This is a genomic window from Streptomyces sp. MBT65 (assembly GCF_016612545.1).
Lineage (GTDB): Bacteria > Actinomycetota > Actinomycetes > Streptomycetales > Streptomycetaceae > Streptomyces.
The window spans coordinates 1-22,005 of record NZ_JAENRY010000002.1 but is presented as its reverse complement, the minus strand read 5'-3'; the positions used below and the strand labels follow the sequence as shown (position 1 = coordinate 22,005).

Here is a 22,005-nt window from a genome sequence, read left to right as displayed (position 1 = left end):
CGGCAGGGGAGACTTCGCGGAGCGGCAACAGGAGCCACAGCATGCAGGCATTGCGGGCCGAGGACCCGGAGACCCTGGGCGGGCACCGGGTGCTCGCGCGGCTCGGCGTGGGCGGCATGGGCGTGGTCTATCTGGCCCGGACCGCCGACGGGACGCCGGTCGCGCTGAAGGTGATCCGCGCCGAGTACGCGGCCGATCCCGCGTTCCGCGCCCGGTTCCGGCGCGAGGTGCGGCTGGCCACCGGGCTCACCGGCCGCTGGGTGGTCGCGGTGACGGCCGCGGACACCGAGGCACGTGAACCGTGGCTGGCCACCGCGTTCGTCCCCGGCCCCTCGCTGGCCGAGGCGGTGGACGGCCTCGGGCCGCTGCCCGCCGACACGGTGGTCGCGCTCGGGGCCCGACTGGCCCTGGCGCTGGGCGAGTTGCACGCCGTGGAGCTGGTGCACCGGGACGTCAAGCCCGGCAACATCCTGCTGGTCCCGGAGGGCCCCCGGCTCATCGACTTCGGCATCGCCAAGGGCGTCGGCACGACCGCGCTCACCGCTCCCGACGCGGTCGTCGGCACCCCCGGCTATCTCTCCCCCGAGCAGGCCCTGACCCGCGGCGGTGAGGTGGGGCCGGCCAGCGACCTGTTCTCGCTCGGCTGCGTGCTGGCGTACGCGGCCACCGGCCGACGGCCGTTCGGCACCGGCGAGGCACCCGCGGTCCTGTACCGCACCGTCCACGAACCCCCCGACCCCACCGGCCTGGCCCAACTCCCCTCGCCCTTGCGGACGGTGATCGACGGCTGCCTCGCCAAGGACGTCGCGCTACGGCCGACGGCAGCGGCCGTCCACTCCGCGCTGACGGACGACCAGCACCCGGCCGACGGCCCGCCGTCGGCGACCGAATGGCTGCCGCCCGCCGTCCTCCGGCTGGTCGCCGAGCGCTCGGCCCGCGCCCTCGACCCACCGCCCCGCACGGCAGGACCGTCCGCACCCGAGCTCCTCAACCCGTCTACCGCACAGGGGATTTCACGCCGCCGCATCCTGGCCGTCGGCGGCTCGGCAGCCGCCGTGCTCGCCGCGTCCGGTACCGGCGCGGCCGTCCTGCTGGCCCGAGGACACACGGCGACGAGCGGCTCACACCACGACGTACCCACCCACACCCTCGCCCTCCACGCCGACCTGACGGGCACTCAGAAGACGTTGGGCCAGGCGCAGAAGCAGGGCGCGCTCCTCGCCGTCGCCACCCACAACGCCCGCAAGAACGTCGCCTACCACCTCGCTCTCTCCTCCTACGACGACGGAGGCGACGCGACCCGAGCGCGGGAGACGGCCCGCCGGGTGCTCGCCCAGCTCGCCGTCAGCGCGGTCATCGGCCCGAGCACCACGGCCGGTGCCCGCGCCGCCGCTCCGCTCTACTCGGCCGCGTCCATGCCGGTGGTCCTGGTGTCGGTCGCCGACGACGCCGCGAGGCTGTCCACCACGGCCCTGCGCGCCCTCTGTACGACCAGGGCGTCCGACACCTCACGGACCCTGCCGATCCTCTACTACCTGACCAGGACCCGCCCCAGTCGTCGCACGGCGGTCATCCAGGACGGCGCGGCGGGCGAGCCGGCCGTCGACATCAGCCGGAACCTGGTCGAGGCACCGCCCAGCGACGGCACCGTCACCGTCCACCAGGTCGCCGCGGACAAGGACGACTTCGGCCCGGCCGTGGCCAAGGCGCTCGCCACACATCCGCAGGCGGTGGTCTACGGCGGAACGTCACCGCTCCGTGCGGCGGCCTGCGCCCGCGCCCTGACCACGGCGCGGTTCACGGGGCCGGTGACCTCCTTCGAGCCCGTCATGCGCGCCGACTTCCTCGACGCGGCGGGGCAGGCGGCCGAGGGGTGGGTATTCGAAGCGCCGTACACCGAGGCGCAGTCGGCCGGCACCCCGGCGGCGAAGGCGTTCACCGCGGCCTACCGGGCGCGTTACGGCGAGCCGCCCGGCCGGTGGTCCGCCGAGGCGTACGACGCCGTCGGCCTGATCGCCCGAGCCATCGACGCGCTCGGGACCACCACCTCGATCGAGCCCGCGCAGGTCGCGGAGCGCCTCTTCCACACCGCGTACGACGGGGTGGCCAAGCCGATCCGTTTCGTCCAGGGCACCACGCACTAGCTGGACCCGGAGAACACCGGCTTCCTGTACCAGGTCAAGGACGGCGCGTTCCGTTTCGTGGGCCGCTACGACCAGGTGCGTGCGGTGGAGCCCTAGGGTGTCCCCGGGTCCAGCCGATGCGCCCGGCCTCAAGCTGCCGGCCAGGTACCAGTCCCTGGTGGCGACGGTGAACGGCACGTCGGGTCCCGACCCGGACCGGGTCCCGGAGCGGGCGGCGGCCGTCCGGGAGTGGATGGCCGCCGCACTGCGCCAGGCCCCTTGACGCAGACCCTGCCAAGCCCCTTGACGCACGCTCTAGTTGGCCGTGCGCGCCGCAGCCACCGTCCGGAGATACGCGCCTAGGCGAGCGATGGCCGACGGGTTGCGGGGGCTCTCGACGAGGTCGACGTAGTCGAGGACGAAGATCCGGCGGTGCTTGACGGCGGAGACGTTGCGCAGCGGGGCGTAGGAGAGGAGGAACTTCCTCTTCTGTGCGGCGCTGACGTCGCCGTAGTTACAGATCACGATGACGTCGGGGTCGCGCTGCACGACGGTCTCCCAACCGACCGTTGTCCAGGAGTCGTTGACGTCGTGCATGACGTTGACGCCGCCGGCCTCGCTGATGATCTGGTCGGGGGCGGCGTAGCGGCCGGAGGTGAACGGGGCGTCCTGGCCGCTGTCGTAGAGGAAGACCTTGGGGCTCTTCGCGGGGGCCTCGCTGTGGACGGTGGCTGTCTGCTTCTTGAAGTCGGCGATCAGGGTGGCCGCGCGCTTCTCGACGCCGAAGAGCTTTCCGAGGTTGGTGAGGTCGGCGTAGAGGGCGTCCAGGGGCGGCATGATGCCGCGCGAGGTGTCGGTGCGGCCGTTGCGGCAGGACTCGGTGAGGATGTACGAGGGGATGCCGAGCTTCTTGAGGGCGTCGGGGGTGAAGCCGCTGTCGTCGCGGAAGCCGTAGTTCCAGCCGGCGAAGACCAGGTCGGCGCGGGCGTCGAGGACGTTCTCCTTGGTGAGTTGGTCCTTGGACAGCCACTTCACCTTCCGGTAGCCGTCCTTCCAGGGCACGTCGGTCAGGTCGCCCTTGTCGTCGGGCATGGCGAAGCCGGCCATGCGGTTCTCCAGGCCGAGGGCGAACATCAGCTCGGTGATGCCGACGTCATTGGTGACGACCCGCTTCGGGACCGTCTTGTACGTCACCCGCTGACCGCAGTTGGTGAGGGTGACGGTGGACGACCTGGCGTCCCGCGGTGTGGACTCGACCGTGGCGCCACAGCCGGCGGTGGCGGTCGCGGCGAGGCAGAGGGCGGCGGCAAGCAGCTTGCGCATGGGGGTGGTTGTCCTTAAGGGGTGGGCGGGAGCAGGTCGAACAGAAGCTGGAGCGCGCCGGTCCCGGGGTGTCGTACAGGTCGTGCAGGGCCGCCAGCACGGTCGGGCCGGTGCCGCGGACCAGGGAGAGCACGTCCAACTGGTGCGCGATGTCGAGGTGGTTGGTGGGTTCGTCGAGGACCAGGACACGCGGCTGTTGGGCGAGTGCACGGGCGATCAGGACGCGTTGGCGTTCACCGCCGGACAGGGCGAGGAATCCGCGGTCGGCGAGGTGGGTGACGCCGGTGCGTGCCATGGCTCCGGCGCAGATCTCCCGGTCCGACGCGGCGGTCCGGTCCCGGTGCGGAAACCGTCCCATGGCGACCACTTCGGCGACGGTGAAGTCGAACTCGGCGGACGACTCCTGCGGCAGCGCGGCCAACTGCCGTGCGGCGGCGCGCGGTTCCATGGTGTGCACGTCGTCGCCGTCGAGCCGGATCACGCCCTCGGCCGGTCGCAGCGCCCGGTACACGCACCTCAACAGGGTTGATTTCCCGCTGCCGTTGGGGCCGACGAGCCCGACGAAGGCTCCGCTCTCCACGACGAGCCGGATGTCGTGCACCAGCCGCTTCGCGCCCGCGTCGACCGACAGCCCTTCGATGTCGAGTCGCATCAACGCCCCCCGAACGCATAGCCGCCGCGCCGCATCAGCAGCAGGAACGCGGGCACTCCCACGACGGCGGTGATCACGCCGACCGGCAGTTCGGCGGGCGCGAGCAGCAGCCGGGACAGCACGTCCGCCCACACCAGGAGCACGGCTCCGGCGAGCGGTGCGACCGCGAGGACCCTGCGGTGATCGGCGCCGACCAGCATGCGCACGAGGTGCGGCACCATCAGTCCGACGAAGCCGATGGCCCCGCTGACCGCGACCACGGTCCCCGTGACGGCGGCGGTGACGAGGAACAACTCCCGTCGTAGTCGGCCCGGTTGGACGCCGAGCGCGGCGGAGGTCTCGTCGCCCATGGCGAGGGCGTTGAGCGACTCCGCCCGCCATCGCAGCCACGCCCAACCGGCCGTCACCGTGCCGGCGGCCAACGGCACCTGCGCCCAGGTCGCCCCGCCCAGGCTGCCCAGCAGCCACATCATCGCCGAGCGGGCCGCCTCGCCCCGGGCCGCGCCGAACACCATCACGGTGGTGACGGCTTCGAAGCCGTACGCCAGCGCGGTGCCCGTCAGGATCAGCCGCAGCGGGGTGAGGCCGTGCGGCGAGCGGGCCACCGCGTACACCAGGACCATGGCCGCGAGTGCCGAGGCGAACGCCGACACCGACAGCGCCCATACCCCCAGGCCGGCGAACGCGCCCAGCAGGATCACGGCGTTGGCGCCCACCGCCGCGCCCGAGGAGATGCCCAGGACGAAGGGATCGGCGAGCGCGTTGCGCACCATGGCCTGCACGGCCACGCCGACGGACGAGAGTCCCGCCCCGACGACGGCCGCGAGCACGACGCGCGGCAGCCGGATCTCCCAGACGATGGTGTAGGCGGCGGCGTCGCCCGCGTGCACGGTCCCGCCGGTGGCACCGGCCCACAGGAACCCGAACATGTCCGCCACGCCGATCCCGGCGGCGCCGAGTCCGACCCCGCACAGCAGCGACACGCAGAGCAGGAGGACCAGCCCAAGGAGCAAGGGCGGCAAGGGTATTCGGCGCACGGTCGGCGGTCCTTCACCTGGGGCCGCCTGGTGAGCCTCGATCGAGGAGACAGCCCGGACGACCGTGCCGGCCGCTCGGTCCCCTCTCGCAGTCCACGGCGAGCAGTCAACGGGTCGCACCACCCACGGGCGATCGGACTCGCGCGACGACCAGAGGTCGTCACGCACACCGTTGCGGGTCAGCGCCGGACTCTCACCGGACTTCCCCCGCGGGAGGCCTGGGGAGCGTAACAAACCGGAGCAACCGGTTCATCCGCACCCCTCAACTCGGACCGCTCGTACGCGACATGGCGCGGGTCTGCGGCGGACAGGTGGCCCGCAGGGCGTCCAGCTTCTCCGCGTCGGTCGTCCCGGTGGCCGCCGTGTACGTGACGATCCTGAGGTCGGTGCCGGCGGCCATCACGACGTCGAGATCGAGGTCGAGGTCGCCCACCCGGGGGTGTTCGACGGTCTTGCGGTCGCCGACATGGGTGCGTGCGGTGCCGTTGGACCACAGATGGGCGAAGCGCGGGCTGTCGTGCAGCATGCGGTCGACGAAGGCGGCGAGCCGTGCGTCGTGGGGGTGGGCGGCGGCCGTCACCCGCAGGTCGGCGACGAGGTCCTCCTCCTCGACCTCGTCGCCCGCCCAGGACCGGACCGGCCAGGCCGCGATCGGTGCCCGCCCCCGTACGCTCCTCGGCCGGAACATGCCGGCCACGAGACTGCGCTCGACCCAGCCGTACGTACGGGGATCACCGATCGCCTCGGACCACATGCCGTTCCAGCCGACGAGGGTCCAGTCGGCGGCGAACACCGCGGTCGGGTTGCCCGCGAGTTGGCCCACCAGCCGGTGCACTCTCGCGGGCACCTGCCGGGACACGTTCCCGGCCGAGGGCGGTGCGAGGTGCGCGCAGCGGAACAGATGGTCACGCTCGGACGGTTCGAGTCGCAGCGCCCTCGCCAGCGCGGTGACGACCTGGACCGAGGGGTTGCGGGCGCGGCCCTGTTCCAGCCGGACCACGTAGTCGACCGACAGGCCGGCCAGCCCGGCCAGTTCCTCTCGGCGCAGCCCGGGAATGCGCCGGTCCCCGCCCGCCTCCAGCCCGCTGTCCTGCGGCGACACCCGCTCGCGCCACCCCCGCAGCGCGATGCCGAAGTGGTTCGTCGTAGCCATGGAGCACATTGTCGTTCAACTGGCGCGCCGCACACGGCCGTTCAGCCGCCGGACGGCGGAGTCTTTACTCGCCGGACGCGTCCCCGTCGGATGTGTCCGCGTCGGCCCACCGGGCCCGGATGAACGCGCCGGCGGCGTCGAGCGCGGCGGCGCCCTCGTCGAGCATCGCGGCGAACTCCTGGAAGACGTGAGGTACTTGGGGCCAGACCTGGAGTTCGACGTGGACGTCGTGCTCGGCGGCGCGCGCGGCCAGCCGTACGGCGTCGTCCAGGAGGATCTCGTAGGAGCCGACCTGGATGAACAGGGGCGCGAGGCCGGTCAGTTCGGCGAAGACGGGGCTGGCGTGCGGGTCGGTGGGGTCCGTGTCGCCGAGATAGTCGCGGGCGCGGGTGCGCAGGCCTTCCGGGGTGAGGGAGGCGTCGGCGTCGGCCTTGCTCTTCGCGCTGTCGCCGGACACGCTCAGGTCGGCCCACGGGGAGAAGACCGCGGCCGAGGCGGGCTGGGGCAGCCCCGCGTCCTTGGCGGCGACCAGCGTCGCGGCGACGAGCCCGCCGCCCGCGGACTCACCGACGAAGGCGATGGCGGAACTGGGCACGCCGTCGTCCAGCAGGGCCCGGTACACGGCGAGGGCGTCGTCGACGGCCGCGGGGAACGGGTGCTCGGGTGCCAGCCGGTAGTCGACGCAGACGGCGCGCGCACCGGTGCGCCGGGACACCTCGGAGGCAAGACCCGCCGCGTCGGCCGCGGAACCGATGACGTACGCGCCACCGTGCAGGTACAGCAGGACGGCTTCCGGGTCGGTCGCCGGCGTCTCGACGGTGACGACCGGTACGCCGCCCAGTTCGCCCTCGGTGGTCGAGACGTCGGGCGGCAGCGGGATGGACGTCATCATGTCGTGGAAGAGGGCGCGCTGTTCGGCGACGTCCCCGCCGAGGTCGAGCGGGCCGTGCCGCAGCATCTCGTCGAGGGCCTGGCGCTGTTGCCGGGACATGGTGGTGCCTTTCGTGGTTCCGGTCGGTGCGGTGGAGTGGTGGGCCCGCGGTCGGTCAGCGGGGCGGGCCGACGATGACCTGGCCGTACAGGTCGGCGGCCTCGGCCATGATGTCCCGCGAGATCTCGAAGCCCTCGGGACGCGGGGTCGTGAGGTCACGTCCCGCGTGCCGGAACATGCCCTCGATGCCGCCGGGCGTGCAGATCATCAGCAGGTCGGCCGTGTCGGAGGTGATCCGGTAGCCGTGCGGCACGTTCCGCGGCAGGAAGACGATGCCGCCCTCCGACATCTCCATCTCCTCGTCGTCGCACCACAGCAGCGCACTCCCCTTGATGAGCATGAAGACCTCGTCCTCACGGGTGTGCTTGTGGTACGGCGGGGCCTCGCCCTTGGCGACGGAGAACCGTCCCACGGTCAGCTGTCCGCCCGTGGCCGCGGCGTCCAGGAGGACGGCGAACTCGCCGCCGTCGAGCCATTCGAGTTTCTGCTGCTGCTCTGGCTGTGCGAGATAGGCCATGGTCATGTGGCGGTCCGTTCTGCGCGATCAGCGGTCTCCGGTCGGGGCCGTGCCCTGCCCTTCCCATGATCCGCTTCCGCACCCGCCGGTCGCCAGCCGTCTGGGTAGGACCAGCAGTACCACTCCCCACCGCGTGTGGCATTCTCTGCTGCCATGGATGTCTCGACCGATCGACAACTGCCTTCCGAGGACGAGGAAATGGAGATCCGGGCGGTCTCCGGTGACCGGCTCACGTTCTTCGGGGACGCGGTGGTCGCCATCGCGCTCACGCTGCTGGCTCTGGAACTGCCGGTGCCGGAGGGGTCGACCAACTCCGAGTTGTGGCACTCGGCCACGTCGCACTGTGAGAGCTACCTGGCGTTCATGATCAGTTTCGTGGTGATCGCCGCGCACTGGCGCTCGCACCACCGGGTGTTCCGCTATGTCACGGCGACCAACAGCCGCTTGACGTCCCTGACCATGTACTGGCTGCTCACGCTGGTGATCACCCCGTTCGCGACGGACGTGATCGGCGGCGAGGGAGCGTTCCAGGCCCGGTTCGTCTTCTACGCCGCCGTGCAGTTCGCGTCCTGTCTCCTGTTCATCCTGATGGTCCGCGAGGTCCGCCGCGACCACCTCCACCGTGTCGGCGCACCGCCCGAGGTCTTCACCCGGTCCATCCGGCGCATCGGCATGGTCGCGCTGGGCTTCCTGCTCTCGATCCCGGTCTCGCTCGTCACGCACTGGGCGTACGTGTGCTGGATCGTGGTGCCGGTCGCCGACACGGTGGTCGACGCGCGGCGTACCCGCTCCGCGCAGCAGGGCCCGGCGGACTGAGCCTCCGAGGTCAACTGCCGTAGACGCGCCGGTAGATGTGTTCCGCCACCATGATGACGGTGACGTTCGTGGTCGACGAGGGGACCTCGGGGATGATCGACGCGTCGACCACCCGCAGACCCTCCACTCCCTTGACAGCACCGACGGAATCCACGACGGCCGAGGGGTCTCCGGGGCCGCCCATCGGTGCCGTGGAGGTGGGGTGGCCGTAGATGGCCGGGTTCGCGGCGATGATCCGGGACAGCGATTCGTCGTCGGTGACCGCTTCGCCGGGCGTCATCTTCTCCTCATGCGAACGGTGTTGGCGAACAGACCTCAGGGGCAAGGGACTTGAGGTCACGCGTGCAGCCGCGCTCTCAAGAACTCCCCGGCCCTGTCGAGCGCGTCGGTCGCTTCGTCGAGGAGGAAGCCGTAGGCCTGGAAGACGTGCGGCACCCCAGGGGTGACCTCCAGGGTGACCGACACGTCCGCGGCGGCGGCCTGTTGGGCGAGGCGTACGGCGTCGTCGAGGAGGACCTCGTGGCTGCCGACTTGGATGAGGAGGGGCGGCAGGCCCGTGAGGTCGGCGAAGACGGGGCTGATCAGCGGGAGCGAAGGGTCTTGTCCCGCCGTGTAGTCGGTGATCCGGGGTTCGAGGAGTTCCCGGGAGAGCAGCGGGTCGGCGGGTCCCTTGGTGTCGATGCTCGCCCCGGCGAGGGTGAGGTCGGAGTACGGCGACATGACGTAGGCCGCGGCCGGCAGGGGCAGCCCGTGGTCGCGGGCGTTGACGAGGGTGGCGACGACGAGGCCGCCGCCTGCCGACTCGCCCGCGAGGACGATGTCCGAGGGGGCGACGCCTTCTTGGAGGAGGGCTTCGTAGGCGGCCAACGCGTCGTCCACGGCAGCGGGATAGGGGTGTTCGGGCGCGAGCCGGTAGTCGACGGAGTAGGCCTTGGCGGCGGTCCGCCGGCCGACCTGGGAGGCCAGTCCGGCGGCACCGGCCGCGTCGCCCAGGACGTAGACGCCGCCGTGGAAGTACAGGACGACGTGCCGGGGTTCGACGCCGTCGACCGTGATCTCGGCGACCGGCACACCGCCCAACGTGCGTGATGTCAGGGTGATTTCGGGGGGCAGCGGCTGCGCCGACGTCAACTTGCCGAGCTGGAGCCGCTGTTCGTCGACGGTGCTGCCGACGGGGAAGGCGGACTGGCGCAGGATCGCGTCGAGGGTCTGTTGCTGCTCGGTGCTCACGGAGCATCTCCCTTGGGTGGGAACGGGTTCGGGCGCGCACTCACTCTGCGGACTTCGAGGAGATCCAGGCCGAGCCCCTCCATCTCGGAGAGGACGCCGTACAGCGCCGAGGCGTCCGGCAGCAGCCCCGTGAGCACGGTTTCGGTGCCCTGCTGCTCGGGCGCGAACGCCGGGAACGCCATCAGCAGGGTGGGGCCGAGGTGGCCGTAGACCCGTATCTGGTACAGGACGGGGTCATCACCCATGGCCCCATGGTCGCGGGCGGACAGGTGAGGCCGCGTCGCCGGGATCCGGTGATCGTGCGGCTTTCAGCCCCGGCCGTTCGACAGGAGGCGCAGCTCACGGCCGCGCTGGACCGCCGAGGAGCGGTCGCCGGCGCCGAGCTTGGCGTAGATCCGCCGGATGTGGGTGTTGACGGTGTTGAGCGACACGGACAGTTCGGTGGCGATCTCGGGGCGGGTGAGGTTCGTCGGGAGGTAGCGCAGGACGCGCAGTTCGCTCGGGCTGAGGTGTTCGGTCGGTCCCGTGGCCGTGCGGTCCGGTCCGGCCGGGGTGTCGCCGCGGACGACGTCGAGGATGTCGGAGACCAACGCGGCGTGCGAGGTGCGCTGTTGGAGGGGTTCCAGCAGTTCCCAGGCGCCGGTCATCGCGAAGGGCAGGATCATCCGGTCCGGTTCGGCGAGGTGCAGCGCCTGTTCCACGGCGGTCGCTGTCGCGTGCTCGTCGCCGAGGTCGCGGCAGGCGAGCGCGTCCAGGAGGCGTGCCTCGATCGGGGTGAGGAGGGAGGTGACGGGGGCGGTGCCGTCGAGGACCGGCCCGAGTTCGCGGCGGGCGGCCGCGGGGTCCTGCTCGGCGAGGCGGAGCACCGCGGCGGCGGTGCGGATCTCGCCGGTGGCGGCCCGCCGTTCGTCGAGGGCGGCGAGGGTGACCCGCGCCTCCTCGACCATGCCGAGGCGGGCCTGGGTGGCCACCGTCCAGGCGATCACCCGGGACCGGAGCCCGTGCTCGCCCCTCATGTGTGTCTGCGTCTGCTCGGCGGCGGTCAACTCGGCCAGCGCGTCGCGGTGTTGGCCGCGTGCCGCCGGAACCGTCGAGGAGATCAGATGCACCAGCAGCCGAACCCCCGGCTCGCCCTCGGACCGGGTGGCGTGCCGGGCGCGCTCCAGCCACTGTTCCCCCGGTCGAACTCGCCCGCGCAGATCAGCGTCCCGGCGAAGGACGCGCATCGGGGTGAGGCGCGGGTGACGGTGACGTGCATCGAGGTGAGGCGCGGGGCTCGTCGGAGCTGTCCGGCTACGCGCCGTAGGCCGGCACGATCGCGCCGCTGATGTCCGTCGCGAGGTCGCCGACGAGAAAGGCGATGACGTTCGCGACCGTCTCCGGCGGTACGGCGTGCGCGAGCACCTCCGGAGGGAGCATCGCCCGGTTCTTGGCCGTGTCGAGGAGCTGCGGCGCCACCGCGTTGACGCGGATGCCGTGCGGGCGCAGCTCCAGGTCGAGAACGCGGACGAGGTGGTTGAGCGCCGCCTTGCTGAGGCTGTAGGCGGCCACACCGAGGGTCGGCTCGCTCGCCGGCCGCGCGGACACGTGCACGATGGCGCCTCCGCCGCGCCCGCGCATGTACGGCGCCACGGCCTGGCTCAGCCACAGCGCGGCTCCGAGGTTGACGTCCATCATGAGCCGCAGGTCGTCGGGGGCCGCGGCGACCGCCTCTCCCGGCCGGAACACTCCGAGGGTGTTCACCAGCACCTCGGGAGGTCCGGACTCGGTGGCGATCCGGTCGATGACGTTCCTGGCCACGGCGGGGTCGGTCGCGTCGCCCACTTCCCGCCGGATGCCGTCGGGCAGCGCGTCCAGCGCCTTCTCCGTACGGTCGACCGCCGTCACGGTGAAGCCGGCGTCCGCGAGCAGCAGCGCCGTGGCCAGGAACGTCACCGCCCGCACCGACCACCACTGCTACGCGCTCGCTCATGAGACCGCCTCCTTGCCGGACGTTGCCGAGCGTTGCCCGGCGGTGCCGAAGTCCCTTGCCGTTCCTGTGCGTTGTCGCACGTCCAGGTTTGTCGCGGGACAGGTGAGCGGTCCTCACCGGATTCCGGTGATCTGGTGATCAGGTGTTGCGGCGTTGTGGCGTTCCGGCGTTGTGGTGGAGGCACGGGCAGTCCGGCTGCCGGTCAGTCGTCGTGGGCAAGCACCGCAGCCGCAGGCTGCCCCCGCGTACCCGCCAAGAGCTTCCGGGCCCCCTCCAGACACTTCGCCGGATCGACCGGCGCCGCCTGGAGCCCGGGCAGCAGCATCATCCACAGGTCGGTCACCGCGTCCTCGATGTTGCGGCGGTCGTCCAGTGCGTCGGAGACGGTGTGGGTGCCGAAGAAGCTGGAGACGAGGACCCGCGCGGCGCGCTCCGCATCGACGCCGGGATCGAGTTCGCCCGCTTCCGTGGCGGCGGTCAGCATGCGGGCAGCCGCGTCGATCCACCCGACGAACGGCCGGGGCAGGGACACGGGGATGGATCTGCGCTCGCTCCAGAGTCTGTTGCCGGCCCGGACGATCACGTTGTCCCGGAATTCCCGGGCCACGGCGAGACTCAGACCCACCAGCCGGTCCAGAACGGGGGCATTCCGGGATTCCCAATGCTCCACATAGCGCGGCCATTCGGCGAAATGGGCTTCCAGAACGCCCCGGGCCAGTCCTTCTTTACTGCCGAAATGGAAATAGATCGCCCCGCTGGTGTACCCGCTCGTACGCGCCACGTCGCTGATGCTCGTACCGACGTACCCGTGCTGTTCGAACAGCACCGCGGCCGTCGCCAGAACAGCCCGCCGGGTGACTTCCGCACGTTCCTGCATTTTCTCGGTCGCCCCTGTCCTGCGTGCCGGATCGTCTTTTCCGGTGAATCTAGCCGACAGGCCGACGTTTCCCGCACGTATGCCGGAGAACCATAGCTTCTATTATTTTATGACTGAATCACGCTCTCTCGCACCGCCCGAAACCACCCCGGAACACCTGACGCTGAGCTGGGACAGCTGTGTGTCCCGGACCCTCGTGCACCGCAGAGCGGTCGCCGAAGTCCTGCTCACCGACGCCCGGGCGCTGCCCGACGACCGTTTCCTCCTCGCCGCGCAGTGGCCGCGCTCGTACGCCACGTCCCGTACCGGTGCCGGTGCCGGTGCCGGTGCCGGTTGCGGTTCGGGTTCCGCTTCCGACGAACGGCACGACCCGATGCTGGCCGCCGAGACCATCCGCCAGGTCGGCCTGTACATCTGTCAGCGCTTCCTCGGCGCCCCGAGCACGAGCAGGCCCGTCATCAGGAACGTCGGCTTCCTGCTCGACAACGACACGGAGCCGGTGGTCGGTTACGGCGCCACCGATGTGCTGTGCCGGGCCGAGGTGTTCGACGTACGCCGCGTGGACGACGTGCCGTGGCCGGTCGCGCTGAGCGTACGGATCCAACTCTCCGCCGCCGGGCGCGAGTTCGGCTCGGCCTTCGGACGTGTCCGGGTCCTGTCGGAGGAGGAGTACGAGACGTTCCGCGGCCCGAACGCCGCCGCCGACCCCGTTCCGGACGACGTGCACGGGCGCCCCTCGCCCACCGAGGTGTCGGTCCCGTCCCCCGGGGATGTGATGCTGGTCCGCGACCCCGCCGGAGCTCTGCTGGTGGCGCCCGCGGATCTGCGCCACCCGCGGTTCTTCGACCACCCCAGCGACCACGTACCCGGCATGGTCCTGCTGGAGGCGGCCCGCCAAGCGGCCTGCCTGGTGGGCGCCTCCCCCGGCCGACTGAGCGGCTGTCACATGCAGGCCCTGCGCTTCACCGAGTGGAACTCCCCCGTCCACGTCGAATGCGAACCGGCCGAGGACGGCTGGGCCTTCCAGGTCACCCAGAACGGCGATACGACAGCCTCCGGCACACTGTCGTTCGCGACGTAGGGTCAACTCCCCCGCGATGGACGCCTGTTCACGCGAAGAGCGGGCGCCCATCGCGAAAAGCACACCTCACCCAGGGGGCGCCCCCGCGCACTCGCAGGACGAATTCTGCTCCCGCATGCCCTCCCTGATCGAGTGAGGGGACCGTAGCGGACAACCCACCCCTGGGTATGAAGTGAAACATAAGAGTCGTCATGCTCTCCTGACGAACTCCCTTCATCCGTCAGGCACTTCCCGCACGAGGTGACGACCATGACATCAACCGCCCGCCGGAAAGAACAGCCCACGAAATCAGCGGCAGAGACGGATCCCTTCGAAGCCGCCCATCGCGCGCTCTTCGACGCCTTCGACGACGACGGACGCCAGACCCTCTCCAGGGACGAACTAGTCACGAAATTCAGGTGCGCGGCGGCGCGGTGACCGACCACATCCCCCAACTGGCCCGTATCGACCCGGAACAGTTCGCGATCTCGCCGTCGGCGGCCAGCGGCACACCGCCGTCCATCTGTCCGAACGACAGACCGCCGACCGGAACTTCGCCCTCGGCGGCGGAACTGAGCGCAAGGCCCTCGCAAGCGTCGCAATCAGAGCGCCGCCGAGAAACGTCGTCGCCCTGTGCTGGGCATCCGGCCAGGGCGACCTGGACGAGGTCCGCCGCCTCACCTCGGCCGGAGCGGATCTCAGCGCGGGTGACTACGACGGCCGCACGCCCCCGCACCTCGCCGCATCCGAAGGGCACGTGGAAGTCGCCCAGTTCCTCATCGGCCACGGCGCGAACCCGGCGGCCACGGACCGTTGGGGAGGCACCGCCCTCACCGACGCGCAACGCGGCGGGCACACGGCCGTGTCGAAACTCCTCCGCCCCCGGTCGTCCGGCGTGCCCGCGCAGAATTCCGCCCCGGCCGGCAAAGTGTCCCCCCTGCCCCCGCCTAATCGTCGCGACAATCCCACCGCCGAATACGCGACGAGATCGACCGGGTGCCCGGTTCAGGCCAGGCGCCCAGCGCCTCGCGAGCGTGCCCGCGGTCAGACCAATTCCGTCTGCACATTCGACGGAATAGCGCTCAACGCCTTGCTGACGGGACAGCGTTGCTCAGCGGTCGCGGCGGCCCGGCGCAATTCCTCCTCGGTGATTCCGGGCACGGCGGCCTGGACCCTGATGTTGATGAGCGTGAATCCGGTGCCGACGCTCATCGTCGCGTCGCATTCCGTGGTCACGCTGCTCGGCGGGGTGCCGGCCTCCGTGAGGACGTGGGACAGCATCATCGTGAAGCAGGCTCCCTGAGCAGCGGCGATCAGCTCCTCGGGGGACGTCTGCCGCTGGGGCGGGATCGGACTGAGGGGATAGCGCAGATCCGGGGAGGCGGCGCCCGAGCCGAAACTCATCCGGCCGACGCCCTCTTTGAGCGGGCCTTCCCAGTGGGTTCGGGTATTTCCGGTGATCTCCATCAAGTCTCCTGCGTGCCGTGCGAATGATTGAAGCCCCGCGAGCGGTCGAGGAACTTCCCCGCGCCCATCGTGAACATAACGATCGTTTCGGTCAAGTCCCCGAATTGGGTAATTTAAAAGGCGGTTGACCGGGGAATTCAGGGTGTGAGAATCCACGAAGGGATCATCGTGAGCGAACGGACCGTCGACGACGGGAACCAGCCCACCACCCCGGCCGCCACCAGCCTCGGGACGCGCGCCGCCCGGAGCATCGCGACCACCACCAAGACCCCGGCACAGCTCTCGCTGACCACCCCGCGCTGGTTACTCAGGCTGCTCCCCTGGGTCGAGGTGGAGGCCGGCACGTACCGGGTCAACCGCTGTGTCGCCTACGCCGTGGGCGACGGGCGGATCACCCTGCTCCCGGGCGCCGACGGCAGCCGGATCATGGCCGAGGACATGCGCGAACTCCTCGCCCTGCGGGACGTGATGGACCTGCGCCTGCTGGAGGAGGTCGCGGCCGCGTTCCGTACGAAGCACGTCATCGCCGGCACGACCCTGGCCGAGGCGGGCAGGCCGGCCGACGGCCTGTACGTCGTCGCGCACGGCCGGCTGGAGCGGCGCGGCACCGGGGCCTACGGCGAGCCGACGGTGCTCGGAGTCATGGGAGAGGAGGAGTTCTTCGACGAGGAGGCCGCACTCCGCGGCGGCGACTGGCCGTACACGGTGGTCGCCCTGACCAACAGCACCCTGCTCGTCCTGGACCCGGACCGGCTACGGCGGTTGGAGGACGAGCATCCCGAACTCGCCCGCGCCTTCGCGGAGTTCAGGGCAGGCGGGCAGCCCGGCAGCGCGGGGACACCGGCCGTCGCTTCGGGGCACCACGGCGAGGCGGAGCTGCCCGAGACCTTCGTGGACTACGACCCGGAGCCGCGCGAGCACGAACTCGCCGTGGCGCAGACCGTGTTGAGGATGCACTCCCGTGTCTCGGACCTCTACAACGTGCCGTTGAACCAGCACGAGGAACAACTGCGTCTGACCGTCGAGCTGATCCTGGAGCAGCAGGAGCGCGAGCTGCTGAACGACCCGGAGTTCGGGCTGCTGCACAACATCGCCCCCGCCTTCCGCGTCCACTCCCGCACCGGCCCGCCGACCCCTGACGACCTGGACGAACTCCTCACCGTCGTCTGGAAGCAGCCCGCGTTCTTCCTCGCCCACCCGCGCGCGATCGGCGCGTTCGGCCGGGAGTGTACGCGCCGGGGTGTGCCCCCGGTGATCTTCGAGATGTACGGCAGTCCGTTTCTCAGTTGGCGAGGGGTGCCCCTGGTCCCGACGGACAAGATCCCGGTCGACCCGGTGGAGTCCACGTCGACCGTCCTGCTGCTGCGGGTGGGTGAGGAGAACCGGGGTGTCGTCGGTCTGCGCCCCGACCGGCTGCCCCACGAGCACGCCCCCGGCATCGCGGTGGAGCCGATGGGCCTGGACCGGCGGGCGGTCGCCTCGCACCTGGTCAGCTCGTACTTCTCCGCCGCCGTGCTCGTGGACGACGCGATCGGCATGCTGGAGCAGGTCCAGGTCGCCCACTACCACCCGTACACATGAGCACCCCCGCGTCGCACACCGCCAGGTACTGGCTGGACCGCGCCGGTACAGCCGCACCCCATCCGCCGGCCTTCCCCGTGCACGCCGTGCGCGCCGACTTCCCCGCCCTCTCCCGCACCGTCCACGGCCGCCCGCTCGTCTGGCTCGACAGCGCCGCCACCGCCCACAAACCGCGCCAAGTCATCGACGCCGTAAGCGACTTCTACGCCCGCCACAACTCGAACGTGCACCGGGGCGCGCGCACCCTCGCCCGTGAGGCGACCACCCTGCTGGAGAGCGCGCGAAGCCGGATCGCGCGTTTCGTCGGAGCCGGGCGGGCCGAGGAGATCGTCTTCGTACGGGGCGCCACCGAAGGCATCAACCTGGTCGCGCAGACCTGGGGCCGCACTCGCGTGGGCGCCGGTGACGAGATCGTCCTCACCACCCTCGAACACCACGCCAACATCGTCCCCTGGCAGTCGCTGTGCGCCGAGAAGGGCGCCCGGCTGCGGATCGTTCCCCTGCACGACGACGGCACCGTGGACCTCACCGCCTACGACGCCCTTCTCGGCCCCCGCACGCGGATCGTCGCCCTCGCGCATGTCTCCAATGTGCTCGGCACCGTCCTCCCCGTCCGCGCGATGGCCGACGCGGCGCACGCGCACGGCGCGGTCGTGCTCGTCGACGGCGCCCAGGCCGTGCCCCATCTCCGCGTGGACGTCGGCGAGTTGGGCGCCGACTTCTACGTCCTGTCCGGCCACAAGCTCTTCGGTCCGACCGGAATCGGTGTCCTGTACGGCCGTTCGGCACTCCTTGAGGACATGCCTCCCTGGCAGGGCGGTGGCTCGATGATCACGTCCGTCAGCTTCGAGCACACCCAATACGCCCCGCCCCCACAGAAGTTCGAGGCGGGCACCGGCCACATCGCCGGGGCGATCGGACTCGGCGCGGCCGTCGACTACCTGGAATCCATCGGCCTGGACACGGCCCACGTCCACGAGACGGCACTCCTCGCCCACGCCCGACACCGCCTCGCCGACGACGTGCCCGGCCTGCGCCTGCTCGGCCCCCCGAACGGAGTCGGCGTGACGGCCTTCACCATCGACGGCACCGACCCCGCCCACATCGCCCAGAAGCTGGACGCCGCCGGTATCGCGGTCCGGGCCGGCCACCACTGCGCCCAGCCGGTCCTGCGGCGCTACGGCCTCACCACCGCCGTCCGCCCGTCCTTCGCCTTCTACAACACCCACGGCGAAATCGACCAGCTGGTGCGGGAGCTGAGCCAGGTCCGACGGCGCTGACCTCGTCGTATCGGCCGACGTCTGCTCTGCAAAAAGTAATGTCCAGTATGTACAAGGGAAAATCCAGTTCATCAGTCCGCAAATCGATCACTGGATCGGTGTAATCGACACATACGCCGCACCTCTCAGCGATCTAGCGTCGGAGTGCACGGGGCCGCACGGACCAGAAAGGCATCCAGACACTCATGCCCATCCCGCATACCGACGTCATGCCCGAAGCCGAGTTCGACACCCTGACCGTTTCCCGCGCCGGCGGTCTCCCGCCGGCCGCCGACCTCCTCCAGCCCCTCGACGAGCTGCCCGAGTTCGCGTCGGAGCCCGACCTGGTCTGCCGTCGGGTACGCGACGAGCTGATGCTCGACGGCAACGCCCGGCTGAACCTCGCGACCTTCGTGACGACCTGGATGGAGCCCCAGGCAAGGGAGTTGATGGCGGAGACCGCCGAGAAGAACCTCGCCGACCGCGCCGAGTACCCGCAGATCACGGCGATGGAGGAGCGCTGCGTACGGATGCTCGCCCGGCTGTGGCACGCGCCGCGGCCGGACCAGGTCCGCGGCTGCTCGACGACCGGTTCGAGCGAGGCCGCGATGCTCGGCGGCCTCGCGCTCAAGCGCCGCTGGCAGGAGCGCCGACGCGCCCAGGGCAAGGACACCGCGCGCCCGAACATCGTGATGGGCGCGAACGTCCAGGTGTGCTGGAAGAAGTTCGCCAACTACTTCGAGGTGGAGCCGCGTTACGTCCCGATGGAACCGGGCCGCTACCACCTCACGGCCGACACGCTCACCGCGTACTGCGACGACAACACCATCGGCGTGGTGACGATCCTCGGGTCCACGTTCGACGGTTCCTACGAGCCCGTCGCGGACGTCTGCATGGCACTGGACGGCTACCAGGCCGCCACCGGCACCGACATCCCCGTGCATGTCGACGGCGCGTCCGGCGCGATGGTCGCCCCCTTCCTCGACCCGGGCCTGATGTGGGACTTCCAGCTCGAACGCGTCGCCTCCATCAACACCTCGGGGCACAAGTACGGCCATGTCTTCCCCGGCCTGGGCTGGGCCCTGTGGCGCGACGCCGAAGCCCTCCCCGACGACCTGGTGTTCGAGGTCGACTACCTCGGCGGCAGCTCCCCCAGCTTCACCCTCAACTTCTCCCGCCCGGGAGCGCATGTCGTCGCGCAGTACTACAGCTTCCTCCGCTACGGCTTCGAAGGGCTGCGCAATCTGGCGGCCCAGAGCCGCTCCACCGCCCGCGCCCTCGCCGCGCGCATCCAGGCCGTCGCCCCCTACGAGTTGATCACGGACGGCTCCGAACTCCCGGCGTTCGCCTTCCGGTTGGCGCCCGGAACGCAGGGCTTCACGGTGTTCGACGTCTCCCACGCGATGCGCGCCCGTGGCTGGCATCTGCCCGCCTACAGTTTTCCCGCGCCCTGCCAGGACGTCTCCGTACTGCGTCTGGTGGTGCGCACCGGGTTCACCGCGGAACTCGCGGGCATGTTCATCACCGACCTGACCGAGGTCACCAGGAACCTGCACACCGCCGTGCCGACACCCGCACCACCGCTCAAGCCACTCGTCACCGCCTGACAAAGGCAGCCGTCATCAACTCGCCGTGACGGAAGCGGAGTTCATCGGTCCTGCCGCCGCGGTTCAGTGGGTGTGGCGGCGGACCGCGTCCAGGAGCTGGTCGACGTCGTCGGCGCTGTGGGAGAAGGCGGTGACGAAGCGGACGATGCCGGGCTCCCACCGGTCGTGGTAGAAGGCGTAGCCCTCGGCGAGGAGTCCTTCGGTGACCTGCTGGGGCAGGCGGCAGAAGAGGATGTTGGCCTGCGGGGTGGCCAACAGGCCTGCCCCGGCGATGGACTTGAGGCCGTCGCCGAGGCGGGTGGCCATCGCGTTGGCCTGGCGGGCGTTGCGCAGCCAGAGGTCGTCGGTGAGATAGGCGTCGATCTGGGCCGTGTTGAAGCGCATCTTGGAGGCGAGCTGCCCGGCGCGCTTGGCGCGGAAGGCGAGTTCGCCGGCGAGCGCGGGGTCGAAGGAGACGATGGCGTCGGCGGTCATCGCGCCGTTCTTGGTGGCGCCGAAGGACAGCACGTCGACGCCGGCCTTCCAGGTCATCTCGGCCGAGGTGGCGCCGAGTCGGACCAGCGCGTTGGCGAAACGCGCCCCGTCCATGTGGACGCGCAGCCCGGCGTCCTTGGCGATGGCGGAGATCTCTCGGATCTCCGCCAGGGTGTAGACGCTGCCGCTCTCGGTGGCCTGGCTGATGCTCACCACCGACGGCTGCACACTGTGCACGTCACCGGTCCGGCGGCGCACGGCCGCCCGCAGCGCGGCGGGGTCCATCCTGCTGTCGCCGCCCGGGACACCGACGAGCTTGGCCCCGTCGGTGAAGAACTCCGGAGCGCCGCATTCGTCGGTGTTGATGTGGCTGTCGGGGTGGGAGAGCACGCTGCCCCAGGGCGGGGTGAGGGCGGCCAGACTCAGGCCGTTGGCCGCGGACCCGGTGGAGACCGGGAAGACGTCGACGTCCCGCTCGAAGATCTCACCGAGCCTGCGGCGGGCCCTCTCGGTGAACGGGTCGTTGCCGTACGGCAGGACCTGCCCGGTGGCCGCGTCGGCGACGGCGCGGGCTATCTGCGGGGAGGCTCCCGCCATGTTGTCGCTGATGAAGGCGCGGCCGGCGGGGGTGGTGGCGAGGGCGGTGCTCATGAGGGGTCTTCCTGGGTCGTGGGAACGCCTCGGGCAACTGCTCGGCGAGGCGTGTCTCAGGTGCTGATCGGCGAGGCGAAGACGACGGTGATGTCGACCTCCTCGGCGCCGGTCCGGTAGAAGTGCGGCGCGTCTCCGGCGAAGGCGAGCATGTCGCCGGGGCCCAGGTCCTCCGGGGCGTCGACGGGGCCGGCGGTGACCCGCCCGGTGGCGATCAGCAGGTGCTCGATGGTGCCGGTGGCGTGCGGCACACCGGCCAGCTCCGTCTCCGGCGGAATGCGCAGCCGCCAGATCTCCAGGCTGTTGCCGCTGCTGATCCGGCGTAGCAACTCCCGTGAGACTTCGCCCGGTTCGATGTCCGTGCCCGGCCGGAAGACCGGTCCGGTGTCGGCGTCTCGTGCCAGCAGGTCGGCGATCGGGATGCGCAGGGCGACGGCGATGGCGTCCAGGGTGTCGATCGTGGGATTGCCGTTCCCGGCCTCCAACTGCGACAGCGTGGCCTTGCTCAGGCCGGCGCGCCGGGCCATCTCCGCGGCACTCATCCCGCGCTGCTGCCGGCGCAGCCGGATCTTCGCGCCGACCGCGGCGGCGGTACTGCTGACCGGCCGGCGGCCGGACGGTGGGGGTGTCATCAACGGCTCCGGTGGGTCGCGGTGCAGGACACGCGGATACGGCCCTTCTTGACCTTCAGCGTCGGCAGCGTCACGTCGGCCAGGTCGCCGAGGCTGCGCACATGGGTGCCTCCGCAGGGCGCGGAGTGCAGCGTGTCGAGGTGCACGACGCGCCGTCCGTCGGGGAGGTACCGCGCGGAGACCGGCAGATCGTCGGCTACAGCGTCCGCCACCGCGGCGCGCAGCACGGCGGTCACTTCCTCCCGCCCCTCCGGGTCGGCCAGCCGCGCGTCCGCGTCCGGCGCCCGGAACTCGATCCGGGCCTGACCGGGAAAGTGGATGCTCCCGACCATCTCCCACCCCTGCGTCCTCCCGACCGCCTCGACGAGATGCCCGGCGGTGTGCAGCGCGGCATGCAGCATCCGCACCCGCAGATCGATCCGGGCCCGCACCCAGTCCCCCACGCCGAGCCCCGAGAGATCGCCACCCGCAGCCGCCGTAGCCACGATCAGCCCCGACTCCCGCTCCCGGACCGGCACGACCTCGGCATCCCCCAACCACCCCCGGTCGGCGGGCTGACCCCCACCCTGCGGATGAAACAGAC

The 22,005-nt window shown here is 71.0% G+C and carries 21 protein-coding genes, 3 pseudogenes and 1 riboswitch; of the genes and pseudogenes, 8 read left to right on the top strand and 16 right to left on the bottom strand.

What is annotated here, in order from left to right; translation table 11 throughout:
* Positions 1-41: 41 nt before the first annotated feature.
* Both JHN63_RS00945 and JHN63_RS00940 read left to right on the top strand, forming a co-directional pair.
* A complete protein-coding gene (locus tag JHN63_RS00945; protein ID WP_307781780.1) occupies positions 42-2,144 on the top strand; it encodes a bifunctional serine/threonine-protein kinase/ABC transporter substrate-binding protein in 2,103 nt (700 codons plus the stop codon).
* A 97-nt stretch (positions 2,145-2,241) separates the two neighbouring features.
* Positions 2,242-2,406, top strand: a complete 165-nt coding sequence (locus JHN63_RS00940) for a hypothetical protein (protein ID WP_200676687.1) — start codon at positions 2,242-2,244, stop codon at positions 2,404-2,406.
* Between the two features lie 32 nt (positions 2,407-2,438).
* Here the strand turns inward: JHN63_RS00940 and JHN63_RS00935 are convergent, their stop codons facing one another.
* From JHN63_RS00935 to JHN63_RS00910, 6 genes and pseudogenes are all read right to left on the bottom strand, one after another.
* Positions 2,439-3,446 carry an ABC transporter substrate-binding protein gene (locus JHN63_RS00935; RefSeq protein WP_200676686.1) on the bottom strand — a complete coding sequence of 336 codons (1,008 nt, stop codon included), beginning with the start codon at positions 3,444-3,446 and terminating at the stop codon, positions 2,439-2,441.
* 220 nt (positions 3,447-3,666) lie between these two features.
* A pseudogene (locus JHN63_RS00930) lies at positions 3,667-4,098 on the bottom strand (ABC transporter ATP-binding protein); the annotation flags it as partial.
* Positions 4,098-5,120 (bottom strand): iron ABC transporter permease, encoded by a 1,023-nt coding sequence (locus tag JHN63_RS00925; RefSeq protein ID WP_234475768.1) that lies wholly within the window; start codon positions 5,118-5,120, stop codon positions 4,098-4,100. The gene JHN63_RS00925 and the pseudogene JHN63_RS00930, both read right to left, overlap by 1 nt.
* A gap of 142 nt (positions 5,121-5,262) precedes the next feature.
* Positions 5,263-5,343: riboswitch (cobalamin riboswitch) on the bottom strand.
* Positions 5,344-5,397: 54 nt separating this feature from the next.
* Complete coding sequence (locus JHN63_RS00920) at positions 5,398-6,288, bottom strand: helix-turn-helix transcriptional regulator (RefSeq protein WP_200676684.1); 891 nt, start codon at positions 6,286-6,288, stop codon at positions 5,398-5,400.
* Between the two features lie 64 nt (positions 6,289-6,352).
* Positions 6,353-7,279, bottom strand: a complete 927-nt coding sequence (locus tag JHN63_RS00915; RefSeq protein WP_200676683.1) for an alpha/beta hydrolase — start codon at positions 7,277-7,279, stop codon at positions 6,353-6,355.
* 55 nt (positions 7,280-7,334) lie between these two features.
* On the bottom strand, positions 7,335-7,802 hold the full coding sequence (locus JHN63_RS00910) for a cupin domain-containing protein (protein WP_200676682.1): 468 nt from the start codon (positions 7,800-7,802) through the stop codon (positions 7,335-7,337).
* 147 nt (positions 7,803-7,949) lie between these two features.
* Between JHN63_RS00910 and JHN63_RS00905 the strand changes: the two genes are divergently transcribed.
* Positions 7,950-8,612, top strand: coding sequence for a TMEM175 family protein (locus tag JHN63_RS00905; protein ID WP_200676681.1), 663 nt, complete (start codon positions 7,950-7,952; stop codon positions 8,610-8,612).
* Between the two features lie 10 nt (positions 8,613-8,622).
* Here the strand turns inward: JHN63_RS00905 and JHN63_RS00900 are convergent.
* The 6 genes and pseudogenes from JHN63_RS00900 to JHN63_RS00875 form a co-directional block, all read right to left on the bottom strand.
* A pseudogene (locus tag JHN63_RS00900) lies at positions 8,623-8,964 on the bottom strand (GMC oxidoreductase); the annotation flags it as partial.
* Complete coding sequence (locus JHN63_RS00895) at positions 8,949-9,842, bottom strand: alpha/beta hydrolase (RefSeq protein ID WP_200676680.1); 894 nt, start codon at positions 9,840-9,842, stop codon at positions 8,949-8,951. The pseudogene JHN63_RS00900 and the gene JHN63_RS00895, both read right to left, overlap by 16 nt.
* Positions 9,839-10,087, bottom strand: a complete 249-nt coding sequence (locus tag JHN63_RS00890) for a hypothetical protein (RefSeq protein ID WP_200676679.1) — start codon at positions 10,085-10,087, stop codon at positions 9,839-9,841. The genes JHN63_RS00895 and JHN63_RS00890 overlap by 4 nt, the downstream gene beginning before the upstream one ends.
* A 63-nt stretch (positions 10,088-10,150) precedes the next feature.
* Positions 10,151-11,068, bottom strand: a complete 918-nt coding sequence (locus tag JHN63_RS00885) for a helix-turn-helix transcriptional regulator (protein ID WP_234475734.1) — start codon at positions 11,066-11,068, stop codon at positions 10,151-10,153.
* A gap of 67 nt (positions 11,069-11,135) precedes the next feature.
* On the bottom strand, positions 11,136-11,777 hold the full coding sequence (locus JHN63_RS00880; protein ID WP_307781779.1) for an SDR family oxidoreductase: 642 nt from the start codon (positions 11,775-11,777) through the stop codon (positions 11,136-11,138).
* A gap of 239 nt (positions 11,778-12,016) precedes the next feature.
* Positions 12,017-12,691 (bottom strand): ScbR family autoregulator-binding transcription factor, encoded by a 675-nt coding sequence (locus JHN63_RS00875; RefSeq protein ID WP_200676678.1) that lies wholly within the window; start codon positions 12,689-12,691, stop codon positions 12,017-12,019.
* A gap of 109 nt (positions 12,692-12,800) precedes the next feature.
* Between JHN63_RS00875 and JHN63_RS00870 the strand changes: the two genes are divergently transcribed.
* Positions 12,801-13,772, top strand: coding sequence for a ScbA/BarX family gamma-butyrolactone biosynthesis protein (locus JHN63_RS00870; RefSeq protein WP_234475732.1), 972 nt, complete (start codon positions 12,801-12,803; stop codon positions 13,770-13,772).
* A 502-nt stretch (positions 13,773-14,274) separates the two neighbouring features.
* A pseudogene (locus JHN63_RS54175) lies at positions 14,275-14,571 on the top strand (ankyrin repeat domain-containing protein); the annotation flags it as partial.
* 224 nt (positions 14,572-14,795) lie between these two features.
* Here JHN63_RS54175 and JHN63_RS00860 read toward each other — a convergent pair.
* The gene (locus JHN63_RS00860; protein ID WP_200676677.1) at positions 14,796-15,218 is read right to left on the bottom strand and encodes an OsmC family peroxiredoxin; all 423 of its coding nucleotides are present in this window, start codon (positions 15,216-15,218) and stop codon (positions 14,796-14,798) included.
* A 168-nt stretch (positions 15,219-15,386) separates the two neighbouring features.
* On the opposite strand from JHN63_RS00860, the gene JHN63_RS00855 reads away from it, so the two are divergent.
* The 3 genes from JHN63_RS00855 to JHN63_RS00845 all read left to right on the top strand — a co-directional run bounded on the left by JHN63_RS00855 (position 15,387) and on the right by JHN63_RS00845 (position 19,665).
* Positions 15,387-16,799 carry a family 2B encapsulin nanocompartment shell protein gene (locus JHN63_RS00855; RefSeq protein ID WP_200676676.1) on the top strand — a complete coding sequence of 471 codons (1,413 nt, stop codon included), beginning with the start codon at positions 15,387-15,389 and terminating at the stop codon, positions 16,797-16,799.
* Positions 16,796-18,079 carry a SufS family cysteine desulfurase gene (locus tag JHN63_RS00850; RefSeq protein ID WP_200676675.1) on the top strand — a complete coding sequence of 428 codons (1,284 nt, stop codon included), beginning with the start codon at positions 16,796-16,798 and terminating at the stop codon, positions 18,077-18,079. The genes JHN63_RS00855 and JHN63_RS00850 overlap by 4 nt, the downstream gene beginning before the upstream one ends.
* A 185-nt stretch (positions 18,080-18,264) precedes the next feature.
* Positions 18,265-19,665, top strand: coding sequence for a glutamate decarboxylase (locus tag JHN63_RS00845; protein WP_200676674.1), 1,401 nt, complete (start codon positions 18,265-18,267; stop codon positions 19,663-19,665).
* Between the two features lie 63 nt (positions 19,666-19,728).
* On the opposite strand, the gene JHN63_RS00840 is transcribed toward JHN63_RS00845, so the two are convergent.
* The 3 genes from JHN63_RS00840 to JHN63_RS00830 form a co-directional block, all read right to left on the bottom strand.
* On the bottom strand, positions 19,729-20,790 hold the full coding sequence (locus tag JHN63_RS00840) for a low specificity L-threonine aldolase (protein WP_200676673.1): 1,062 nt from the start codon (positions 20,788-20,790) through the stop codon (positions 19,729-19,731).
* Between the two features lie 56 nt (positions 20,791-20,846).
* A complete protein-coding gene (locus JHN63_RS00835; RefSeq protein ID WP_200676672.1) occupies positions 20,847-21,422 on the bottom strand; it encodes a helix-turn-helix domain-containing protein in 576 nt (191 codons plus the stop codon).
* Positions 21,422-22,005: metal-dependent hydrolase (locus JHN63_RS00830; RefSeq protein ID WP_200676671.1), on the bottom strand; the 584-nt coding region annotated here is incomplete at its 5' end. The genes JHN63_RS00830 and JHN63_RS00835, both read right to left, overlap by 1 nt.

Excerpts from the sequence above, each read along its gene's own strand:
- JHN63_RS00890 (WP_200676679.1), bottom strand. The coding sequence starts at position 10,087 with ATGGGTGATGACCCCGTCCTGTACCAGATACGGGTCTACGGCCACCTC.
- JHN63_RS00885 (WP_234475734.1), bottom strand. The coding sequence starts at position 11,068 with ATGCGCGTCCTTCGCCGGGACGCTGATCTGCGCGGGCGAGTTCGACCG.
- JHN63_RS00875 (WP_200676678.1), bottom strand. The coding sequence starts at position 12,691 with ATGCAGGAACGTGCGGAAGTCACCCGGCGGGCTGTTCTGGCGACGGCC.
- JHN63_RS00870 (WP_234475732.1), top strand. The coding sequence starts at position 12,801 with ATGACTGAATCACGCTCTCTCGCACCGCCCGAAACCACCCCGGAACAC.
- JHN63_RS00920 (WP_200676684.1), bottom strand. The coding sequence starts at position 6,288 with ATGGCTACGACGAACCACTTCGGCATCGCGCTGCGGGGGTGGCGCGAG.
- JHN63_RS00845 (WP_200676674.1), top strand. The coding sequence starts at position 18,265 with ATGCCCATCCCGCATACCGACGTCATGCCCGAAGCCGAGTTCGACACC.
- JHN63_RS00850 (WP_200676675.1), top strand. The coding sequence starts at position 16,796 with ATGAGCACCCCCGCGTCGCACACCGCCAGGTACTGGCTGGACCGCGCC.
- JHN63_RS00840 (WP_200676673.1), bottom strand. The coding sequence starts at position 20,790 with ATGAGCACCGCCCTCGCCACCACCCCCGCCGGCCGCGCCTTCATCAGC.
- JHN63_RS00915 (WP_200676683.1), bottom strand. The coding sequence starts at position 7,279 with ATGTCCCGGCAACAGCGCCAGGCCCTCGACGAGATGCTGCGGCACGGC.
- JHN63_RS00905 (WP_200676681.1), top strand. The coding sequence starts at position 7,950 with ATGGATGTCTCGACCGATCGACAACTGCCTTCCGAGGACGAGGAAATG.
- JHN63_RS00935 (WP_200676686.1), bottom strand. The coding sequence starts at position 3,446 with ATGCGCAAGCTGCTTGCCGCCGCCCTCTGCCTCGCCGCGACCGCCACC.
- JHN63_RS00945 (WP_307781780.1), top strand. The coding sequence starts at position 42 with ATGCAGGCATTGCGGGCCGAGGACCCGGAGACCCTGGGCGGGCACCGG.
- JHN63_RS00910 (WP_200676682.1), bottom strand. The coding sequence starts at position 7,802 with ATGACCATGGCCTATCTCGCACAGCCAGAGCAGCAGCAGAAACTCGAA.
- JHN63_RS00835 (WP_200676672.1), bottom strand. The coding sequence starts at position 21,422 with ATGACACCCCCACCGTCCGGCCGCCGGCCGGTCAGCAGTACCGCCGCC.
- JHN63_RS00860 (WP_200676677.1), bottom strand. The coding sequence starts at position 15,218 with ATGGAGATCACCGGAAATACCCGAACCCACTGGGAAGGCCCGCTCAAA.